Origin of the sequence: Salegentibacter maritimus (assembly GCF_016236975.1) — a bacterium.
GTDB lineage: Bacteria > Bacteroidota > Bacteroidia > Flavobacteriales > Flavobacteriaceae > Salegentibacter > Salegentibacter maritimus.
Genome location: NZ_JAEHNY010000013.1, coordinates 16,180 through 38,692, shown reverse-complemented (window position 1 = coordinate 38,692; position 22,513 = coordinate 16,180). Strand labels below are relative to the sequence as shown.

Annotated in this window: 9 protein-coding genes; 6 read left to right on the top strand and 3 right to left on the bottom strand. The window is 34.6% G+C overall.

All coding sequences use genetic code 11. The features are described 5' to 3' along the window. Position 1: 1 nt before the first annotated feature. From brxC to I6U50_RS13445, 6 genes are read left to right on the top strand one after another with little or no spacing between them, the layout of a single operon-like run. Positions 2-3,607: a BREX system P-loop protein BrxC gene (gene brxC / locus I6U50_RS13470; protein ID WP_198639224.1), complete on the top strand. Its 3,606-nt coding sequence runs from the start codon at positions 2-4 to the stop codon at positions 3,605-3,607. Then, positions 3,604-7,284 (top strand): BREX-1 system adenine-specific DNA-methyltransferase PglX, encoded by a 3,681-nt coding sequence (gene pglX / locus I6U50_RS13465; protein WP_198639223.1) that lies wholly within the window; start codon positions 3,604-3,606, stop codon positions 7,282-7,284. Before brxC ends, pglX begins: the two co-directional genes overlap by 4 nt. Further along, positions 7,284-9,377 carry a DUF262 domain-containing protein gene (locus I6U50_RS13460; protein ID WP_198639222.1) on the top strand — a complete coding sequence of 698 codons (2,094 nt, stop codon included), beginning with the start codon at positions 7,284-7,286 and terminating at the stop codon, positions 9,375-9,377. Before pglX ends, I6U50_RS13460 begins: the two co-directional genes overlap by 1 nt. After that, positions 9,374-11,605, top strand: a complete 2,232-nt coding sequence (locus tag I6U50_RS13455) for a hypothetical protein (RefSeq protein WP_198639221.1) — start codon at positions 9,374-9,376, stop codon at positions 11,603-11,605. The genes I6U50_RS13460 and I6U50_RS13455 overlap by 4 nt, the downstream gene beginning before the upstream one ends. Before the next feature lie 9 nt (positions 11,606-11,614). Further along, on the top strand, positions 11,615-13,666 hold the full coding sequence (gene brxL / locus I6U50_RS13450) for a protease Lon-related BREX system protein BrxL (RefSeq protein ID WP_198639220.1): 2,052 nt from the start codon (positions 11,615-11,617) through the stop codon (positions 13,664-13,666). Between the two features lie 27 nt (positions 13,667-13,693). After that, a complete protein-coding gene (locus I6U50_RS13445) occupies positions 13,694-14,791 on the top strand; it encodes a hypothetical protein (RefSeq protein WP_198639219.1) in 1,098 nt (365 codons plus the stop codon). A gap of 113 nt (positions 14,792-14,904) precedes the next feature. Here I6U50_RS13445 and I6U50_RS13440 read toward each other — a convergent pair whose 3' ends face one another. The 3 genes from I6U50_RS13440 to I6U50_RS13430 form a co-directional block, all read right to left on the bottom strand. Beyond that, the gene (locus tag I6U50_RS13440; protein ID WP_198639218.1) at positions 14,905-17,109 is read right to left on the bottom strand and encodes an HNH endonuclease; all 2,205 of its coding nucleotides are present in this window, start codon (positions 17,107-17,109) and stop codon (positions 14,905-14,907) included. 221 nt (positions 17,110-17,330) lie between these two features. Next, positions 17,331-18,980, bottom strand: coding sequence for an AAA family ATPase (locus I6U50_RS13435; RefSeq protein WP_198639217.1), 1,650 nt, complete (start codon positions 18,978-18,980; stop codon positions 17,331-17,333). A gap of 141 nt (positions 18,981-19,121) precedes the next feature. Next, positions 19,122-22,508: a UvrD-helicase domain-containing protein gene (locus tag I6U50_RS13430; RefSeq protein ID WP_198639216.1), complete on the bottom strand. Its 3,387-nt coding sequence runs from the start codon at positions 22,506-22,508 to the stop codon at positions 19,122-19,124. Positions 22,509-22,513: the final 5 nt, after the last annotated feature.

Genomic DNA, 22,513 nt, shown 5'->3' with positions numbered 1-22,513 from the left:
TATGGCTGCAATAAAAGATATATTAAAATTAGATTTAGAAGATGATATTAAAAATGTCATCGATTTAGAGGATCAATCGGAAAATGAAATTCAGTCAGAGATTGAGTCATATATAATTACCGATGGATTAGGAGAGCATCTTACCAAATTCATTTCTCAATATACCGGAAACATTAAAGAAACAGGGGTTTGGTTATCCGGGTTTTATGGTTCGGGTAAATCCTACTTCGGTAAAATGCTTGGATATATTATAGATAATCAAAATATCAATGGAACATCGGCAAGAGATCGATTCATACCAAGACTTCGAGGGGTGAAGAATGAAGGTTTGATAGAAAGTAGTATCCGAAAATTAGATTCAATTAACAGTAGTGTTGTACTTCTTGATGCTGCGAAGCAGAATACAGATAATGGCTTTGCCTTTACTCTATTTACAAAATTTCTGAAAAAGCTAGGATTCCGTACCGATAGGTATGGTTATATGGAATATGATCTTCTTATAGATGGCAAGTATGAATTCCTTCGAGAAAAGGCTAAAGAGATTTTTGGAGATGACTGGGAAAATGTAAAGAAGAGTAATCGAAAAGTGGCCATGGCTATGAGAAAGGTATTTCTTGCCATGGATTATTCCGAAGAGGATTATAATGATACCCTGGATGTTTACAGTAATGCAATACAAAGTTTTTCTGCGGAAAGCCTGAAAGAAGAAATCGCTAAATATTTAAAGTATTCTCCAGAGGAAACCCTGGTATTTATTTTTGATGAAACTAGTGAAGCTGTAAAACAGAAGAAATTCACCCTTTTAGATTTAGAGGGAATCAGTGAAGCACTTTCAACTTTCGATAAAAGGGTATGGACCATTGCAATTGCTCAGGAGAAACTAGATGATGTTATTAGTAATCAAAATGTGACTGTTTCTCAATTAACTAAGGTTACTGATAGATTTAAAACTAAAATTCACTTGGAATCTACAGAAGTGGATAAGATTATCAGGAGTAGACTATTACTGAAAAAGGACAAAGCTTTTAAAGATCTGGTTGATTTCTATAAAAAGAATGACGGTTTAATTAGTGATGCAACCAACCTTAAATCTTCATTTCCAACAAAAACAAGTTCTGCAGACGAATTCGCGATTTATTACCCATTTCACAAATATCAATTTCATCTGCTTCAAAAGTTTTTATTCAGTTCAAACGCTCTGGTTTCAAATCAGATTGCTGCCAGGGGGATGATTATTACGACTTTCGATATTCTTAGAAAGGAATTAAGGAATCGGGAAACCTATTGCTTCACTACGGCTTATGATATTTGTACTGAAGCTCAAACTGCTCCTCCAACCGATTTGGTGAACAAATATCATAATGCCAAATTGATTATTGAAAATGAAGGTCTAAATTTGAATGGAGAGCATTTGATGAAGACGATTCATTTTATTAATGAATCAGAACTCGTTTCCGGTTCTCTGGAGAATATTACTAAATTATATATAACAGATACCGGCACTTATTACGAATTCAAGCCCGAGGTGGAGAAGGCTCTAAATTTGCTTGTCGAATCCAAAATTTTACTTGTATCAAATAATCATTATCAAATAACCTCAGATCTGGAAGGTAAGATCCTGGAGGAGATGAGTGAATTGGATATACCGCTTTTTGTTAAGAAAAGAGAGTTGGTGAATTATTTAAAAACTTCCGGAATTTTTAAGCCTGTTTCGACTATAACCGAAGACTCAGTAACCTATAATTTCAACATAAAAACAGACCTAGGTGACGAAATAGTTTCTGCTAATAACGAGAACCTGAACTTCACAACTTATAGTTTATTCAATATAAATGAAGACAGACAAGATTTTATAGAGCATGTTAAGTTCGATACCCAGAATAAGAAAGATCTAATTAGCCTGGTTCCCGATAATTCTAAATTTAAGGAAATTGATAAGCTCCTGGAAGAAGTTCAGAAGTATGTGGAAATTGAGAGAATGTATGGGAATGATTCAGACTCTGAAAAAAGAAGAATTGTAGACCGGTTTGCAAGTATTAAAACTGAAAAAGAAAAAGATCTAATCAATTTAATAACCGCTGCTTATCAAAATGGATCTATCATTTATTTGTTTGATGAAAACCTTTTAAATCCAGATAACTTTAAGGGCAATATTAATGAAACAGAAAGGAAGCTGATTAAAAATGTATATACCAAAAGGTTAAGCAGACAACTTTCTGAAAATGAGGGGCAAAAGATTTTAAGGGAGCGAAGTAATGAAAAGTTACATAAGTACTTCCCCAGTGATGAATTCAAGTTCTTTGATTCCAACGGTAACTTTGTAGGAGAAAATTTAAAATTAATAGACGAGTTATCAAGAAGATTATCTAGCTATATAGATGGTAAGAGCCTTGAGGAAGAGTATTCAAGAGCTCCATGGGGGTATTCCTATGGTACAATTTCTACTGCTTTAGCTGTTTTATTCCGTGCTGGCAGATTAGTAGTAAAATTTAATGATACCGAGTATTTCTCATACCAGGACAAGGCTTCACATGAAGTTTTTACTTCTGGAGCTAAATTTAAAAATGCCAGGTTTAAAGCGATTACAAAGTCTCTTTCTGCGGCGCAGAAAAATGATATTGTTCAGGCCTTATTAGATCTGGACTATGAAAAACATACCGAGAAGAAAATTGACTGGACTGCCAGTGATTTTGATGTAGCCGATGCTATTTCAATTTTAGCAGAAGCTATGATAACCAAAGTAAGGACTCTTAGGTCTTCTCAGCATAAATTCGATAAGTTATTCCCTAGTATTGCAGAGCATAATACAGAATTGCATATGTATTCTTCAAAAACTACGGAAAGCAATTATATCCAGAAATCTGAAGACTTCCTAAGTTCTTTACCTGAATATTCAAAAGCAGTTAAGACAATTCTAAAAGCTGAAAAATTCCTGAATAAAAATTTAAATGTTTTAAATGGATATGAGCGTTTTGTTATAGCTGTAAATGAAGAGCTGAAGAAGACTGATATTTCTAATGAGGTTATTACCGAACAAACGGCAAAGTTTGATGAGGCCATGCAAAAGGACGTTATGCTTAGTTTTGGTGATCTTCAGTCTTCCGCTCAGAAAATTAGAGATGAGTATTATGGACTGATGAAATCCAACGCTGAAACCATGAGCGAGGATTATAAAAATTTGCTTACAGAAATTGAGAAGGCAAAAAATGATTTACAGCAAAACTATCCGGCAGATCTTAATAAAAATAACCTAAATAGGTTGGAGTCTCTTTCAAGTTATGCCGAAAATAGAATTGTGGATGATATCAAACTTGAATTCCATATCAAATGTCAAAACTCTAATTACTCTTTAACCGATATTATAAATTATAAGGCCCTGGCTCCTCAGAAGGCAACAGAACTACTTTCGATTAAATCTAATTTTACCAAAGAGCCCCTTCCAGATCCAGATCCTGCAAAACCTAAGAAGATCACTTTTAAAGTTGATAAAAAAGTAATGACCGCTGCTGAATACAGAAGGCTACTTTCTTATCAGCTTCACGAGCTTGCAGGTTTGGAAGACGACAAGGAAATTGAACTAACCATAAACAACATGCAAACTGTATGAAATTAGCAGATCATGTAGAAGAAATACGTCTTTTAATACATAAATCATTTGACAACCAATTTTCAAGATTAGGCCTTAGTACAACCAAGGCTTTGGATGCTTTCAAACTTCCTTCCAATCTTGTAAGTAAAAGAAAAAAACTTGACGTGTTGGTTTCCAGTCACAAGGATGATCTTGGTTCTTACGAGGAAGCCAGGGAAAAAGCTCTGGAAGAATTAACCTTTACGCTTTTCAACCGTTTTGCAGCCGTAAAGGTTATGGAATCTCTAAAACTTTTTCCACCTATTCTTACCAAAGAGGCAGAGCATGGTGGCAGATCATTTGGCCATCAAATATGGCTGGAGAAACATCCTGAAATGCGTAATGAGGAACTGGAAGGGATTCGCCAGTACCTTAAGGAAGAATTTAATATTCTGGGTGAAAGTATTCCACTTTACCATAAATCCTACCCTTACGCACTGCTTCCTAATGTTATTGAGTTAAACGAAATTATAGAGGCCTTTAATGCAGTAGAGCAGGATGCACAAATTGAAGATGACATTTGGGAAAGTGATGATATTTTAGGCTGGTTGTATGAGAGTTATAACAACTCAAAAAAGAAAGCTCATAAGGAAAGCGGTGCTAAGACTGAGTATGACAAAGTAAGTCTTCAAAGCCAGGTATATACTCCTCGCTGGGTGGTGGAATTTTTGGTGCAGAATTCTCTGGGCAAAATGTACCTGGAGATGTATCCAGACTCAGATATAAAGGACAATTTTAAAATTGCCAATGCGCCAGAGTCTCGAGTTCGGGAACCAAAGCCTTTACATGAAGTAAAATTGATTGACCCGGCCGCCGGGTCTGGTAATTTCCTGCTTTATGCCTTTGAGTTCTTTTATAAACTTTATGAGGACCAGATAGATGATTATGGTGCCGACTATGAAGAGGATGAAATTCCAAAGCTAATCATTGAGAATAACCTGCACGGGATAGATCTGGATGATCGTGCTATTCAACTAGCCCAACTAGGTTTATGGATTAAAGCCCAGCAGAAAAAACGAAACCTTGAGAGCTTAAATTTTAATGTGGTAAGCTCTGATTTTCATCTGGTAGATTTTGAATTTGTGTATCCCATTTTAAAGGGAGATGCTCAACTGGACTCCAGACAACTGGAAGTAGCTGAATCTATTTGGAAAGATCTTCAGAACGCCTACAAGTTTGGAAGCCTTATTAGGCTCAATGAAAAAATTGATGCCCACCTTATTGCCGTAAAAAGCAGTTCCGGAAAAATGTTTAGTGAGGAAGAAGAAGCCAGGCAAAAGGAGTTTAAAAGTAATTTTTTAAAGAATTTAGAGAAAGCGTTTTTGCAATTTGCTAGCCAGCAAGGAAATGCTTTTCTGACTGATAAAACAAAGGACGCAGTAACTTTCTTAAAACTGATTACTCAATCTTACGATATCGCTACAGCTAACCCACCTTATACGGATAGCAGTGATTTTGGACCTGATTTAAAAAAGTTTATAGAATCTAATTATAAAAAACCTTATAAATTCAATACCAACCTTTTTGCTGCTTTCATCAAACGTAGTTTTGAATTAACAAAAAAAGAAGGAAAAGTTGCAATGGTTCATCCCCCTACCTTTATGTACATCAAAACATTTGAGGATGTTCGAAAATTTATCCTAGAAAAATCACATATTGATCTATTCGTCGAATGGGGTTACTTGGGGATGTTTAATTCATCTGCACGTGTTGATTCAGCTATGTATGTATTAGATAAAAGATTAAAGGAAAATAAATCAACTTTTATCAAGCTTAATAATATTTACGAAGGAGTACGATATGAAGCTTTTGTTGAAGCTTATGATAAGCTGATTAAAGGTGATGATTTTACCAATAACTATTCAATACCCCAAACAAAACTGAAAATTATTACATCTTGGCCATTTATTTACTGGATTAGTGATGATTTTAGAGAGAAGTTTAAAAGTAAATCTATTAATGAGTTATTGAAGGTTAGACAAGGTATCGCTACAGGCAATAATAATAGATGCTTGAGATTCTGGTGGGAGGTTGATCAAAGTGAAATATCAACAAAAAGATCTGACGAAAAAAAATGGGTGGGTTATTCTAAAGGAGGTCCTTATCAAAAATGGTATGGCAATTTATGGTTGGTTGTTGATTTTAGTAAAGAAGGTTATGACTACTTATTGAATCACGGTAACCATCTACCGAGTAAGGAATATTATTTTCTCAAAGGGTTAACCTATTCAGCTTCTGGATCGAAAGGAGCATCATTCAGATATTTACCAGAAAATAATGTTTTTGATGTAGGAGGGTCTTGTATATTTCCATTTATCTATAAGAATATTGATTATTCAATAGCATTCATGAATTCCAAGTTGTGTTTCTATATAACTAGTTGCCTAAATCCTACGGTAAATACTCAGGTAGGGGATTTAAAAAGGGTGCCATTTGTTATACCAGAAAAAAGATTAGAAAAGTTAGTAACTGCTTTATCAAAAAGGAACATAAATATTGTTGAATATCTGAAAAGTTTATTTGTCTATGAAAGGAATTTTATGGGCAGTCCAATAAATTCAAGTACAGAGTTTCAGGAATTCAAAAAATCTATTTCAATATATTTCAATGCTGATAATTGGCTGAAAACGCAAATTTTAATAAATGAAGCTATAATCAATGAAAGAATTTTCGATGTTTATGAATTAACAAAATTAGATAAGGAGATGGTATTAACGAAAGAGGGGCAAAGTATTGGAGCTTTACCCGTAAGTGTTAATGCTAAAAATGCATATTTGAAAAATGAAATAGAAGGATTTACTTTAGAAAATATTCGAGATTATATAGAAAGCTTATCTGAAAAAGAGTTCGATGCAAATGAAAAAGATGTTATTGAAAGTGAATTTCCTCAACTCTATCAAAGTAATAATGATTTAGAGGAGTTCTGCATTAGGCATCAGGTAAATCCTATTAATGTCTGGTATTGGTTTAAAGAAAGTAATGTAATTCCTAAGCAGCGAATGAATGATCTGGCCATGGAATTTCTGGCAGATATGATTCGAGAAATTCTAATGGAGGATGAAGATGGGATTATACCCTTAGTACCCAATGCTGGAGAGAAAGTATTGCTGGATCGTATTGAGGAAAAGTTTATAGAAAAAGGCTTTCCTATGGCGCAGTATTCTTCTTTCGACTCTGTTTTGGGTAGGGACCTAAACTCCTATATAAATAGTTATTTCTTTAAAGACCTTTCAGATCATCTTAACCTTTTTATGTATTTGCCAAAAGCTCCTTTTATCTGGCATCTTACTAGTGGCCCGGAGCAGGGATTTGATTGTTATCTTATAATTTATAAGTGGAACCGTGATAAGCTGTTAAGCATACGTTCGCGATATATTGAGCAGCGTGAAAGAGCCCTGGAAAACCGCCAGAGCGATTTAAAGGCCAAGGAAACCCCAACCGCCTCTGAGCAAAACGAGCTTGAGAAAATCTATAAACAACTCAAGGAAATTGAGAATTTTAAATCTAAAATAGATGAACTCCTGGAGGAAGGTTATGATGCTGTTTTAGATGATGGAGTGGGTAAAAATATCGCTCCCCTACAAAAGAAAAAGATGCTCGCCTATGATGTTCTAAATGCCGGGCAATTAAAAAAATATTTAAACGCAGATTGGTAATGGACTTAAAGTCAATTCACGAAATATTTACGAACAGAATTTTAAGAATACCTTCCTATCAACGAGGATATTCTTGGGCTAATAATAAGTCAGTAGATCTTACATCTAACGATCCATTGAAAAACGTCAAGGGACAACTAAAAGATTTATGGGATGATCTTTTGAATATACCAGAAGGTAAATGGCATTATACCGGCCTTTTAACATTGGTAGAGGTAAAGAAAAAGGATTATCAATGGTTGCCAAATTTTAAGCAATATGCAATTGTTGATGGTCAGCAAAGAATAACAAGCATCTTAATTTTACTCTCTGTTATAATAGATAAGGCGAATAAACAGAATATTACTTTAGGAATAAGAGAGGGGGATGTGGAAATCCAATACCTATATATAAAACGTAACGGTGTATATGCATATATTTTTGGATACGATAGGGATAACCCTAGTGATAAATTTTTCCGGAAGCATATTTTGAATTTAAACGAAGTTGAGGATGATAGTGAAGAAAGTACCTATACCGAGAACCTGCTAAAAGCTAAGGCATTTTTTGAAGCTATGGTAGAACTCTATCTTGCTGATAATGAAAATTCCCTTGAAGGCTTATTTAATAAGGTTACTTCTCAGCTCAAACTGAATGAATATGTTTTACCGGAAGAGTTAGATGAGTATGTAGTTTTTGAGACTATGAACAATAGAGGTAAACCTTTATCACAACTTGAGAAATTAAAAAACCGTTTACTCTATTTAAACGATAAGTTTGAAGTAGGGCTACAGGCAACTCCAGATCAGATTGCACTTAATGAAGCGCGTAAGAAGCAGTTAGGTGAATCTATCAATAAAGCTTGGATTACCATCTACAAATCCTTAGGTCAAAATAAACATAGACCTTTAGATGATGAAGATTTTATTAAAAACCATTGGATAGTATACTTTGATCGCTATAGCCGGGATGAGGCCAATGTTTATGCTAATTTCTTATTTGACGAATATTTTAATCTTCAAAGTGTTTATGATAAAGAGCTAAGTATAGAGGATATAGAAAACTATATAAAGTCATTGCAGAAATGTTCTATATGGTGGAATAAACTTCACAATCCACAATATTTTAAAATAGAAAATCAGTTAGTTAAAGACGCTGTAACTGGAATCCATCAGGTTGGTTTAAAAGCTTCTTTTAAACCAATTTTACTTGCCATTTTAACAAGACCTGATCGAAATGATTTCATTGAAACCATCCAATCTTTAGAAAAATACAGTTTTAAGTTATTCGATTTATCCAACAAAAGAGGTAATACAGGTGATAGTAAGATATATGGTTTAGCACATCAGGTTTATGCAAATAATCAAAAACCAGATGAAACTAATGAAGAAATACTCGAGTATACTTCTTGGTATTATCGCTTTAACCTATTCGTGAATCAAAGTTACGAAATGTTTGAACTGGGTAAAAAACAAGGCTTTTATAAATGGTCAGGACGTCATTATTTATTATTCCTATACGACCAGTATTTAAGAACTCAAAACTTTACAACTACTCAAAGTAGTGAAATTATGTGGCAGGAGTTTAAGAAGAATGATAGTATAGAACATGTTTTTCCCCAGAGTGCAACCTTAAGTTTAGAGGAGTATGCTGCCAATAAAGATAAATCTATTGAAGATGCAAGGGCTCCCTACGAAAGGATTCAAAACAATTGGAGTAGTTTTAAAGAATACGATTCGATGCAGAGGAGAAATTTAGCTAATAGTTTAGGAAATTTATTAGCAATCTCACAAAGTGACAACTCTTCTTTAAGCAATGATCCATTTAACTTTAAGGTTGATCAAAGTAAAAAAGGTCCTGGTTATAGAAATAGAGGTTATGCCTATGATTCCATGAGTGCCAGAGTTGTTGCCAATGAGAAAGAGTGGACTCCAGAGCATATATTAAACAGAGGTTTGGATATCCTTAAATTTTTATGTGATTACATAGGAGAATCTTTTGATGAAATAGATGAATTAACCAAGTATAAAGTACTTGGGTTAGAGTTTATGTATGACCATAAAATAGAAGATGCTCCCAAAATTGAGGAAGAACTTAATCAAGAAATCTCATGATAGATAAGTGGTTTAAAAATGATCTGGAAAAGATACATTCTAATCATCAATTGGCTGTATTTATAGATGAATCAAAAGAAGCAAAATTTTTGATAGAACAGTTAGATGATGAATTTACTATTGTTTCACCAAAAAGTGAATTGGAGGAATTAAAAGTCAAGTATGAAATAGAGAAAGGCCTTCCTCAAAAAAAGATTCTAATCTATACCAATACTCCTAAATCTGACCTAAAGTACATTAGAGAATATTGCGAAACCAATGGATTCATTGAGATTAAATATCTGGATCATTACATAAAGCAAAAGGTAAGTAAGCACTTAAATCTAAATATCAACCTACCTAAAGATGAATTAATTTCTGCAGCCAAAGTAAGTGTAGGAAATGAAGAATCTTATTGGGTAGATTTAAGTCACAAAGGAGCTTCCGAAATTTTTGAGTTAGAGAGAGAATTATTGCCTTTCTTACATGATCCCAAAAACCATTTGAGTGATTATGATAGAAAGGTAAAAGAAATATTCTATAAAAACCTGAACGATTTAATAGGTCAGGATTATGTGGATAAACCAGCAAAAACCTTAGCAAAAGAAGTTGCCCATTATATCTTCAAAAGTTTATTGCAAAATAATATTAGTACTTCGTTTTTAGGGATATATGAATCCTGGCTAGATAGTAATACTTACCGAAGCTCGCTTGATAAATATTTAAGAGAATATAAATTAGAGAGGAAGGTTGAAGTTTTTAACGTGCATCCTTCCCACCCCTTTCTTGAAATTGATGAAATCTGGCTAAAAGGTTTAAGTGAACAATTAGCAGATCCTGAATACACTTCAAGTTTCCTTCCAAAAATCAGTAGAAGAATACAATCTAAAGCAGCTAGAAATTTAGATGTTGAATTTTGGAAAGATGTAAAGGTGCTTCTGGAGTTTGACGAAAAAAATATTAATCAATTAGCCTCTTTAGAAGAATGCACTAATTTTTATACTAAGCATTTTTATAAACTAGATTCTGCTATTCGTAAGTTATATACCCGCTTCTTGAATAGTGAAAGCCTAATTAGTCCTTTTCAGAACTATTATAAAAACTTTACAGATCTATTTTTAGACAAATGGTTTAAATATATAGATTCTTACGAATCTAATCAGACTGGGACCATTCAGAGGCTTCTTGATGAATCAACGGGTAAAATAGCAATTATCGTGGGAGATGGTGTTTCTTATGAATTTGCTCAGGATATTATTTCTTCTGTGTCTAAGGAATATACTCTTAATAAGGGCTATGATTATATGTACGCAGGGCTTCCCTCTGAGACTGAGCATAATATGAGTCAGCTATATGTGAATACTGGCGAAGTATTAAAGAGCAAAAGTGATAGAGAGAAATTTCTGGATAGTAATAATCCAGAAAAGAAGATCCAATTTATAGATTTAGAATCTGTAAATGAAAATACAGATCAGGAATATCTAATTTGTAGTTGTAAAGATCCAGATAAGTTGGGTGAAACCTATCAGCAAAAAGCTTTGAAGCATTTTGATGTCGCGGTCGAGTTATATTCCTCTAAAATAGATCAGCTATTCAAAAACGGCTATGATGAGGTGTTCCTGGTTACAGATCATGGTTATGTTCTCACTGGAATTCTGGAAAACTCTGATAAAATTGAGATTAATGTTTCTGGAGTAGGAAAAAAATCTGAGCGATATATTAGAACAGAGGACTCAATGGACATAGATGAAAATCTTCTCCATGAAGAAGAGATAACATATCAGAATTTCAACTATTGCTATTTTGCCAAAAGATTAGGTCCATTTAAGACTCCTGGAGTATATGGATTTAGTCATGGAGGGATTTCACCACAGGAAACAATTATCCCATTTCTGAAGTGGACGAAAGCAAAAGGTTCTGAATCAACCTTAAGGGTAAGAATTGTAAATAAAGATGAACTTCAAGAAATTGAAGGAGATATTTATGCAGTAAAAATTCAAGCCGAGGTAGATTCTATAGATTTATTTAATTCTCAGCGTAAATTGATCTTATTATTTTTCCATAACGGAAAGGAAATAAATAAAAGTGATATTTTCAATATTGAAAAAGGTGAAAACATTAATAAAGAGTTCAGTTTTGGACCTGAAGATGAAATTGAAATGAAGGTGTTAGATGCTCAAACTAAAGAACAATTAGATAAAGTTACAATTAAGAAAAACTCTTCTAGAAATTTAGGAGGCCTGCTTTAAAAATAAGATATGATCACACTGGATAACTTAGATAATAAACTTCTTGAGAATTATAGGGGATTTGTAGTAAAAAAAGATTTAGTAAGATCGGTTAAGGTCGGCGCTAATGTACCAGTATTCGTTTTAGAATACTTAATTGCTAATTCCTGTTCAACAGATGATGAGGAGAAGATTAGACAGGGAATGGAAAATGTTAAGAAAATCCTTTCTGAACATTATGTAAACCCTGAAGAAAGTAATTTAATCCAATCTCGCATAAGACAGGAAGGTTCTTATAAAATCATAGACAAGATTTCGGTAAAACTAGATACCAAGAAAGATCTATACTGGGCCCAACTGCAAAACAGCAATATTAAAGATGGAGTTATTTCTGATGCAATGGTTTCCGAGCACGATAAGATGTTAATGGGAGGAATATGGGCAATTATAGACGTCGAATATGATGCTTACAGCAAAGATGGTGCAGTATTACATCCTTTTGTAATTAAGGATATTAATCCAATCCAGTTATCATCTTTCGATAATTCGAAATTGATAACTAAGCGAAAAGAATTTTCTAAAGGAGAATGGTTAAATGTTCTGCTCAGGAGTTGTGGCTATGAACCTGAATCTGAAGGAATGTCTCACCGGATCAAAATGCTTCTGCTATCTCGACTGATCCCAATGGTAGAATCCAATTTCAACTTTATTGAATTGGGACCCCGGTCTACTGGAAAATCCTTTGTATATAAAGAGCTTACTCCTTATGCTGTGCTAATTTCAGGTGGCCAGGGAACCGTTGCCAAATTATTTGTTCACGGGTCCACGGGAAGAGTCGGTGCTGTAGGTCAATGGGACGCTATATGTTTCGATGAAGCAACCGATAAGATTTTTAAAGACAGTGATGCAATTCCATTAATGAAAGATTACTTAGAATCAGGGTCCTTTTCACGGGCAGGTACCGGAGGCGAAATCACGGGGGTTGCATCCATAATTTTAAATGGAAACATTAATCAACCCGTAGAAACTATCTTACAAACCAGCCACCTTTTTGCTGCCTTATCTGATGAAGTAAATACAGATACCGCTTTTCTGGACAGATTACATTTTTACCTGCCCGGATGGGAAATGATAAAGTTTTCACCGAAGAACTTCACAAATAGTTACGGTTTTAGTACAGACTATTTTTCAGAGTGTTTAAAGTCCTTTCGCCGAATTACATATACAGATGTACTAGAAGAGCATTTTTCTCTGGGATCTCATTTAAAACAGAGGGATACTAAACCTGTAAAGAAAACAGTTTCAGGCTTTATCAAACTATTGCATCCCGATGGCACCTATACTAAAGAAGATGTAAAGGAATACTTGGAAATTGCGCTGGAGATGCGTAGAAGAGTCAAAGAACAACTAAAGCGTATTGGCGGTATGGAATTCTGGGACACAAACTTCTCTTACATCGATAAAGAATCCCAGGAAGAACATTTTGTAGGGCTACCTGAGGAAAAAGGTTCGCATCTAATCGAAAATACTCCCCTACAGCCAGGAGTTTGCTATACTTGTACAAGTGATGGCGATCACCTTGCATTAGTGAGAATTGAGGTAGTTACTACCCAAGGATCAGGTAAATTAAATGTTACCGGGTTGAGCAATACTAAGGTGAAAGAAAACATCAAGAACACTTATCAGTATATAAAAGCAAACGAAAAGAGCATCTTGAATTCCCAACATTCTCTATCCTCTTTAGATCTATCTGTACAGGTAACCACGGTTCTCGGCTCGAACATATCAACCGGGATAGGATCGGCAGTATATATGTCCATTATATCATCGATTTATAAGAAGAACCTCAAGCCAGGGCTGGCAGTTCTTGGGAACATTTCTGTAGGTGGTGCTGTAGAAAAGTCCATTAATTTAGCGGACAAAATTACAATGTTATCTGAAAATGGAGCTAAAACTACTATCGTGCCTATGGATAATCTTCCAGAGCTTTCTAATGTACCTGCTTCCGTGTTAGGAAATACTGATGTACCTTTTTATTCAAATAACCAGATTCTTATGCAGAAAGGTATTTTGTTGGAGTAAAAAAAATTAAAAAGTAAACTGTTTAAAATGACCGCCAAACAATTTAGATACTCCCTCGTCAGCGTTATAATAGTTTTCATTTTTACTTCCTTCTTTATTATTTGGTTATCAAAAGAAGCTATAGTTGAAACGGAAAATTGGAAACCATTTGATTTTGATTTTACAAACAGAGAAGGGGTAATATCCTCCTATGCTAGCCTTTTGGCTGGCATTTTATCATTTATCGCAATTCTCCTGGTTCTTTTAGATCTCTTATACCAAAGAAGGACCAAGCAAGCGGAAATGGAGGTTATGGAAATAAATCGAATAGAAGAACATCGCGATAGATTAGATATTATATCACTATTCACAAGAGAGCTTTTAAAAGATATTAATACCCTTAATAAATCGGCAGAAGAATTTACTGAAAAAGAAAAGTTACAACCGTGGGAAATGAATAAAATGGGTTTTGCCCCTAAAACATACCCTAAGCTTATTCTAGATGTAGATCGAGTGAGTTTTTATGAAGCTATGAGATTTTTTCATCCAGGAGAAAATTGGAAGGAAATTTATGTGGAGTTATATAAAATAGTAGATTTTTACGCAGAGGCTTTTGAGGATTTACGAGAAAAGTATAAAAATCATTTGTCAAAAAAATTTGATTTGAGTACAGAACTAGCAGAAGCCCTTGACCATTTTATTGATTCTAATTCAAGAATCAGAAATTCTGTGATAATACAATCTAAAGAAGAAGGAAAAGACCCTCAGTCTAATCCATATTTCTCTGTATTACAGTTTGTTAAAGAAAGAGCGGTTACAATTGTGCAAAGCCATCCTACTTCTGAAGAAAGAGCTAGTGAAAACTTTATTAGCCCTAGTTCATTCAAAGTGTGGCACGATGAGGTTTGGCAGCCAGTGTTCAATAATATTCTGCTACTTTGGAACACTCATGGGAATGATCCATACAACCTGGAAAGCCTTTTAACACAGGTTCAAAAACTAATAAGAAAGTATTCCCGTTTGACTCAAGATTCCCTCGATTACGCTCTGCACGTGGAAGATTATTATAAAATGTATTTTAATGAAAAATCCAGATTCCCAAAACAATTAAAGAAAATTCAAAGAGAAATTGAAGAAGTTTTTTAGCGTTTAGAATGTAGTAAGCGGCAGGATTACCGTGGAGCTTCGCCTTTTTTATAACTTTATGTGAAACTATAAGCTTACTAAACCATCTTATAAGGTTTTGAGAATATAATTTATTAATTCAGTTCTATATAAGTATTCCATCTCCAATCCAATCCTTCCTTGCTAAGCTTGTATTTTTCGTGTAATTGGGAGATTTTGGAGCCTATATCCATATTATCCAAATCAACATACTCCTTAGATTCCAATAACTTTTCGTGCATTTTCAATTTCAAACTTTCAGGATTAATGGCAATCATACCCAGATCAAAAAGCGTATGAATATCAGCTCTCAATAATACCCCATTAGAAAGACTATAATCATTTTTTAAAGAATGCGGAAGTATGTGCGCAGCTTCTAAAAGCTCAGGAATCTTGCAGCCCGTCACTATGCAGGTATTCCTATACAACTTTAAAAGTTTCTGACGAAATTTCGGCTGTCCTCTCCTTATCTTAATTTGAGCTAAGGCATCTCTCACGAACTCCTCCGGCATATCGGGCTGATTCAGCTCCTCGAAATCAAGCTCATCCTGGTCAAGTTCCACATCAATTTCCTCTTCGGATATTTCAGAATCTTCATCTTCTCCTGATTGAAACATCTCTACAGCTTTATGAGCATAGAAAAAACCATCTATTAAATCAATTTTGCGGGATTCGATCATTTGTTCCAGCAGGTATTTTACCTGCACCTCTAAATGTCCATAACGCTGATGAAAAATCTCATAAATATTATTGTAATTGACTCCACTTGATTCGTCAATTATTTGCCTCATATATCTAGCATGACCTCCAACAACTTTTGGGAAGTCAATATTTTCATAGTCCTTGTCTACTAGTCCATAGAATCCGCCATCAAATTTTATAAAATACCCTCTACTGTTCTGTTCCAAAATTGTGTGCAAAGAATGATGCGTCTTGGACCGCGGGAAAAGTTGATTAATATGTTCAAGAAGTTCGAAAATATGTAAAGGCGTATCTTTTCGTGCTAGATAAATATGAACAACTTCGTTAATTGTGCCGTTGCCTATTTCATCTCTTAAATCCTTTACATCTTTTAGACCGAAAAGTCCACTTTTCCCTACAGAATAAAAATGTTCTCCTCTAAAAGAGGCTCTTAGTACCGGCATTGTCCAATCCTTTTCTGGAAAAATCTCTGAAACTTTTGATAATATGTCATCTGCATATGCAAAACCACCAAGTTCGCGTAAAGCTATTTCCACCATTTCAGGCTGGGTAACATGAGAGTTACGTTTTATTATAGCCTCCTTCCGTGTGAGTTCAACGTCAAGTTCAAGTTCTACAGCAATAATTTTATTGTAACGTTCTATTTCAGAATAATCAAGTGCACTATCAATGAAAGGAGATAAGTCAACTACCACATCTTCTTCTATGCGATAATTACGCTGATTCATTTCGATAGCTAAGGTGTTAATTAAACCTTCAAGATCACATCTTTCATTTTCTAAATTTGTTTGGAGGTAGAGACTGCTCCAAATGTTTCCTTTATTAGATCGGTTGTTCAGACTTGTAATATCATTAGTATCACCAATCAAAACAAGGTCAAAAGATATGGATAAGATTATGGTATAAAATTCTTTGTTAAAATGCACCCCTTCAGTTCCATTAATACGCGCAGTTTTATCCTCTATTTGCACTAGCTTATGTAAATCCAGATCAAAGAGATTTTGAAGCTTATTTTTTATCAGGTTATCTTTTAAAAACCAAAAATCCTGCTCAAAATTTTCAAGACACTCAACTTTAAGCTGTCTAACTCTTTCTCTGTCAACATTATGTTTATCAGCTATATCATTAAGAAGACCTTCGAACTCTTTCTGGGGCAAAATAAAAAGCGCACAAAAAATATCACTCACTATAGGATTTTTCCAAAGTTTATTTTGGTTTATTGCCTCTTTAATTACTCCAAGGTAAGAATGAGAAAATTCTTCATCATTTAAATCCCAGAGGTAAAGCCCCATCAATTTTGATATCTCCTTTTCGTTTTCCGTTTCGAAATTTTCTTTTATTTTGTTCCAGGTTGTTATTAATTTCTCCTTATAGGCTTGCGCTTTTTTATATTTTACACCTTTCCCAAAACCTTTTGTATTTAACATATGGTTCCAGGATTCATCTGTAGTAATAATTTTAGCAACCAGATTTTGCCCCGAATAATCTCCTCCCATCATTTCCTCAAAGGGACTTAATTTATGTAATAAGGGACTATGATCTGATTCTTTAAACTTTCTATCGAACCCCTTTAAACATTCGTATGCTATTTTATCCATGTTGTTTTAATATCAATTAATGGTTTTGCAACAATCTATCCGAATCAAAATGTACTAAACCGAGGATAAAATTGGCTAATTTGTAATCTTTACACACACTACCAATTTTAGTTTTTAACCTTTTAATTCTATTTGGTGTTGAGTTTCATAAACCCTCCCAATTATTCGGTACTAATTTTATCTTCATAAAGTTTTATAAATAAAGGCCTTAAAATTTAACCTTAATTCTCTTCCGGCTCCAGCACATAAAGCAAACCCTTCGCCCTACTAAGCTGGGTATAAAGTCGGTTCTTATGTTTGGTTTCTCCGTTTTTGATCTTCTCCAACCTTTTCTTAAGAAGCAGGATCACTACAGGAGCCTCACAACCTTTAAAGCGGCGGATGGAGGAGAAATATATCTTTTCACTTTCCCTTACCTTCACTGGGTCCAGGATCTCGTATTCGAAGCCGTTACTGTGGATAGTCAGGTCCCAGTCTTTAGTAGAACCGTCTGTAAGGATCATGATCTGGTCTTTCGGTACTTTCCCGACACTGTGTAGTTCGAGCAAGCACCTCTTTAGAATTCCTGCAATATCTTCAGGGGAATAATCTTTAATTCTAACTTCTTCCCCTTCTTCAACACCATAAGAAACAGCATCTGTTCCAACGTACTCATTTATAAAGGCATTGATCTTTCCGGTATTCCTGTAGTTACAATTTAAAGGATGAAGGTGCCAATTTTGTCCCTGGGGCAATACGAAATTCCGTTCAAAAATGTTTTGCCGCTTGTCGTAGAAAAGAAAATACTGAGCTTCTGGATTAAGATATTTGAGGAGCATATTAAGCCAGCCAACTTCGAAATCCTGGGCCTCGTCTACCAGGATCACATCAAATTTCTCTTCTTCTTGAAGTGGGTAGACCTTCAGTAATTCTTTAAACTTTTCCGGCAGCCCCTTATCCCAAAATTTTCTGTCTTTAACCTGGAGCTCAAACCAACCCGGCTCCCGGTCATCCGTAAATTCCCTCATCAAATTGTGGATATTATCGGTTTTTATTTCTGGATCCAGACCTGTCTTTAGTTGGGAGCACAAATAAGTATTATAACACAAGAAGAGTACTTTTTTTCCTTTCTTTTTCAAAACCTTAGCCGCACATTTGGCCAGCACGGTTTTGCCGCTACCGGCGCCACCTTCCACTGCTAAACGGGAGTGATTCCAAAGTCCGTTTAAAAAAGCTTTCTGGCTTTCTTCTGCCTTATCTATATTTATGTTCATATTCTCCAGTAGCGTCCTGAAATTTTGAGAAACCTCAAGCCCCTGCAGCAGATCTTTTTGAATTTTACCTTTATATTCATCTACGGAGATCCTTTTAAAATGGTCATAATCGCTTTCCCCAGCCTCTGCCGCCCTGTTCAAAGCCTCCTCAGGATCATCCAGGTCATTCTGATCCAGAACATTCCAGGATTCGCATTGGGTAGGCATATTCTCTTTGTCGATAATTCCATCGGGAAACCAGAGCATCCAACTAATAGGGACTTTATGCTCAATCACATCTTTATACCTTTTAAGTATATTTGAAACATACCCCATAGCCTGCAGATCAGGGCCTGGTGTCATCTCCCGAGAATTCTGATACCAGGCATTTTCTTCAGCCTTATATGCTACCTTACCGCCTTTGACTTCTATAACATAAATATGATCCAGCCGCTCTTCCCGAAGGTCGAATATCAAAAAGTCAATCTCGTAGTGCTTATCTTCTTCTTTGGTCTTTCCCGTAAATCCGCGACTCCAAAAAACTTCGAAATTGTGAGGGTCAAGTTTCTGAAGGGCTTCAAAAACTTTTTTTTCTGCGTGGTTATCGTTGTAGGTTGGGAATTTTGAGGGGTAGATCATTGGATTGAATTTTTAAGTGGAATTTTAGACCATTTTTTTAGATATCCCATTTTTCTTAGAAAACCTTAGCTTTTTGACCAAATGAACGCTTTATTTTCAAGCAATTATTGCCTCAATCAGAGCTATTAGTAATTCTGAATGTTATTTAATTAATTCAACAATTTTACCCTGCACCACATAATAGATTAGGCGGGCAACTACTTTTTTTGGCTCTAAATTTTTCTCTAACATTCGTGCATACAAATCCAATTGACCACTATACTTCCCAGCATATTTTTCACAATTAGAATTTAGAACATCTTCATTTCCAGCATAAGATTTAAAATCTATTAAAATAAGCCCTTTGTCTGTCTCTAGAACTAAATCTGCTTCACCATTTGCCAGTTGATTTTCTAATTCTACTTCTATTGACAATTCAGGGTGCTGGACTGAAATGTTGTACCTGGAATTAATAAATTCATTGAAACTTCTAACGTTGTCAATAAATTGTTCCTTGGAAATTCCTAAATCTATGAAAGTTTCTGATTTTGAAACCTGTTCTTTGAAATAGGTTCTATCTTTTATATATAAAAACTGATGAAGCGTATTACCTAATTCTGTTGAATCATTCGTATTTACGGTCAACCTTCCATGTAGTTCTTCAACCAGATTCACTTTACAAGTTTTCAGAGCTTCAACTTTACTTGGGTTTAAGAGGTAAGGCTTGTTCTGACTAACAGGAATTTGCTTTTCAAAATATATAAGTGTTGGTTCTTCAAATCCAACCTCAAACTCTTTGTCTGGCATTATCTTTTCGTAATCAACATTTACAGGTTGGTCTAAACTGAAAAAGTTATTTGTAATCCTATCCGTATTCTTAAAATTAATTTCGTCTAAGCTCTTTTCTAAACTCCAATTTGGTATAAGGTTTTCTAACCAGATGACATCTTTATATTTATTTGTTGAAAAAACAATATAGTCTCTTGCTCTTGTGATTCCCACATACATCAACCTGCTATACTCGTCGCATTTAAGAATTTCCTTTTTGAAATAATTCGGCTCACTTTCTATCTTTTCTTTTAAAACATCATTAGCGGAGATACTAGTTCCGAAAGGCCAAAAAGAAAACTCGATACTTCGGTTTTCCAATGGATCACTTACATTTAACTCTGCATTATTTATGATTTTGGTTGAAAAAATTTCATTTCTATGAAAATTATCTAAAGGATTTTTGTGTAGATCTGAAAGTATAACCATTGGCCACTCCAGTCCTTTGGACTTGTGATAGGTCATTACATTTACTGCATCCTGGTTAGTATTTGCGGCCTGAACATTATATTCTTTATTCGACTCAACAAAATTTAAAAAGCCAAGTAGTCCGCTTCCTAAATTCATGTTGATACAATAGGTTTCATATTCTTTTGCCAACTCACACAACTTTAAAATATTTGCCTTCCTAAGATCGGCATTCCTAAAGTTTAATAATTTTTGGAAAATATTAAATTGATTAGTGATTTTTTGTAAAGTATAGTACACAGATAAGTAAGTGGATTGAGCCTTCAGCGATTCTATACATTTTCTATGTTCACTATCGCTTAACCAATCAACTAATGCTTTATTGAAATCAAAATCTGGATCATCCTGATCCTTCTTATTTAGAGAAGTCAGCAGATTAATACGTTCCTCTAACAAACCTGAAACAGAAGGGTATTCACCAGTAAGGTATGCTAACTCAGTTATAGAAAGTGCGTTATTCCTATCTAAAAAAAGAGTAACCACATTTTGAATGATTCTATATTCAATGGTATTTGTTAAACCTTCTACCATAGCATTTACAGGATAGCCTAATTTCTGAAACTCCTGAGATAACTCAGACACATTCCTATTCGAACTGACCAAAAAACAAATATCATTCCCTACAATATTTCTGCTGTTTCCTGTTTCCTTGTCAATTACTTTGAATTTACCTTTTTTGCCATCTTCGATTATAGAAGCTGCTTTTTGAGCCAATTTCTGAAAGTATATATTGTTCGTAGCGGCTTTCAAAGACCCTTTCGCTCCGTAGTTTAAAAAATTCCAAAACTTAATTGGACTACCACCTAACTCCAAACATGAGTTTCTGGCAGGTAGCAAGCCTATGGTATCTTTCTTTTTTAATGGATCAATTTTTCGGTTATCAACCCATTTATTGAAGCGTTCTTTAATTTCGCTGTTTGGATTGTTCGTACCTGGCCCATGAATTTGATCTATAGTTTTCAAATAAATATCAGAAGCTTGTTCCAACATGCGCTCTTCAAAAATTTGATTGGACAGACTGACCAATTCGGGAACAGAACGCCAGGACATTTTCAATAAATCAATAGATAGGCTCTGGTTATTTTGTTTGGTAAATTCTTTAATAATTTGGTCAATCAACACAGGATCTGATCCTCTAAACCCATAAATAGCTTGTTTTGGGTCGCCCACCCAATAAGACTGCTTGACCAATTGGGATAATTTCATGAAAATGCTCAATTGGATGGGATTAGAATCCTGAAACTCATCTACCATCACCAACTTGATGCTTTCCTTTATTTCGTTCTGAACGATTTCTTTATCAAGTAAGCTTAGGAAATAAACTTCCATATCGGTATAATCTACCAAACCTTCTTCCTGTTTAAACTTGCGATACATCTCTAAAGATCTTCCGGCAATGCTAAATATTAGCTCATTATATTTTAAAACAGAGTCTTTAAAAATTTCAAAATCCTGAATGTTTTCTTCTGGAAAAAGAGATCTTACATCCTCATATTTTTTAGTCTTTCCGTCTGGATATATGGATTGTAAACTATCGATTAATTTACAAACATCTAGAGCATATTTAAGATCAATTTTTTTTGGATGAGATAATTTATTGCATTTTTTTTGAGCGTCCTTCCATTTGCCTACCCCCTTATTAGTTAAGATTTGTTCTATTTTTTGCACCAGCGCTTTTAGATGCTCAACAGTTAAGTTCCCGTTGAACAATCTCTTGATCTTTTTTTCTGAGATTAATAGACTTTGGTCATATCCAGCGATGTCAATATTGTTTAGCAAAGATGCGTTCATTAAATACTGCACATCTTCTTTCCATTGTCTTGGATTAAAAAAATTATTAGTATCCCTAAAGTCAAACTGATAGCAAAGTTCATCCAAACTACTAAGCTCGTCCTCCGTGGGAATTTCTGAAATGGCTTTAGAAAAATAAATATCCTTCTCCACTTCAGATATCTCATTCAATTCAGGAGAAATTCCCAATAGGTACCAATACTTTTTAATGAACTGGTATCCTACGGAATGAACTGTACCAATGAAGGCTTGCTGCAACTTATTCACCTGGATAAAATTATTATTATCAAGTAGTTTAGCCTCTGCACGCTCTCTTATTTCTGCAGCTGCTTTTTTAGTGAAAGTTGTCAATAAAACCTCATTAGCATTATTGCCTTTACCAATCCAACTGGCCAGTTCTTCTGTTAATCGATAAGTTTTGCCACTACCCGCTCCAGCATTTATGAATTTAATATTTTTCATATCTA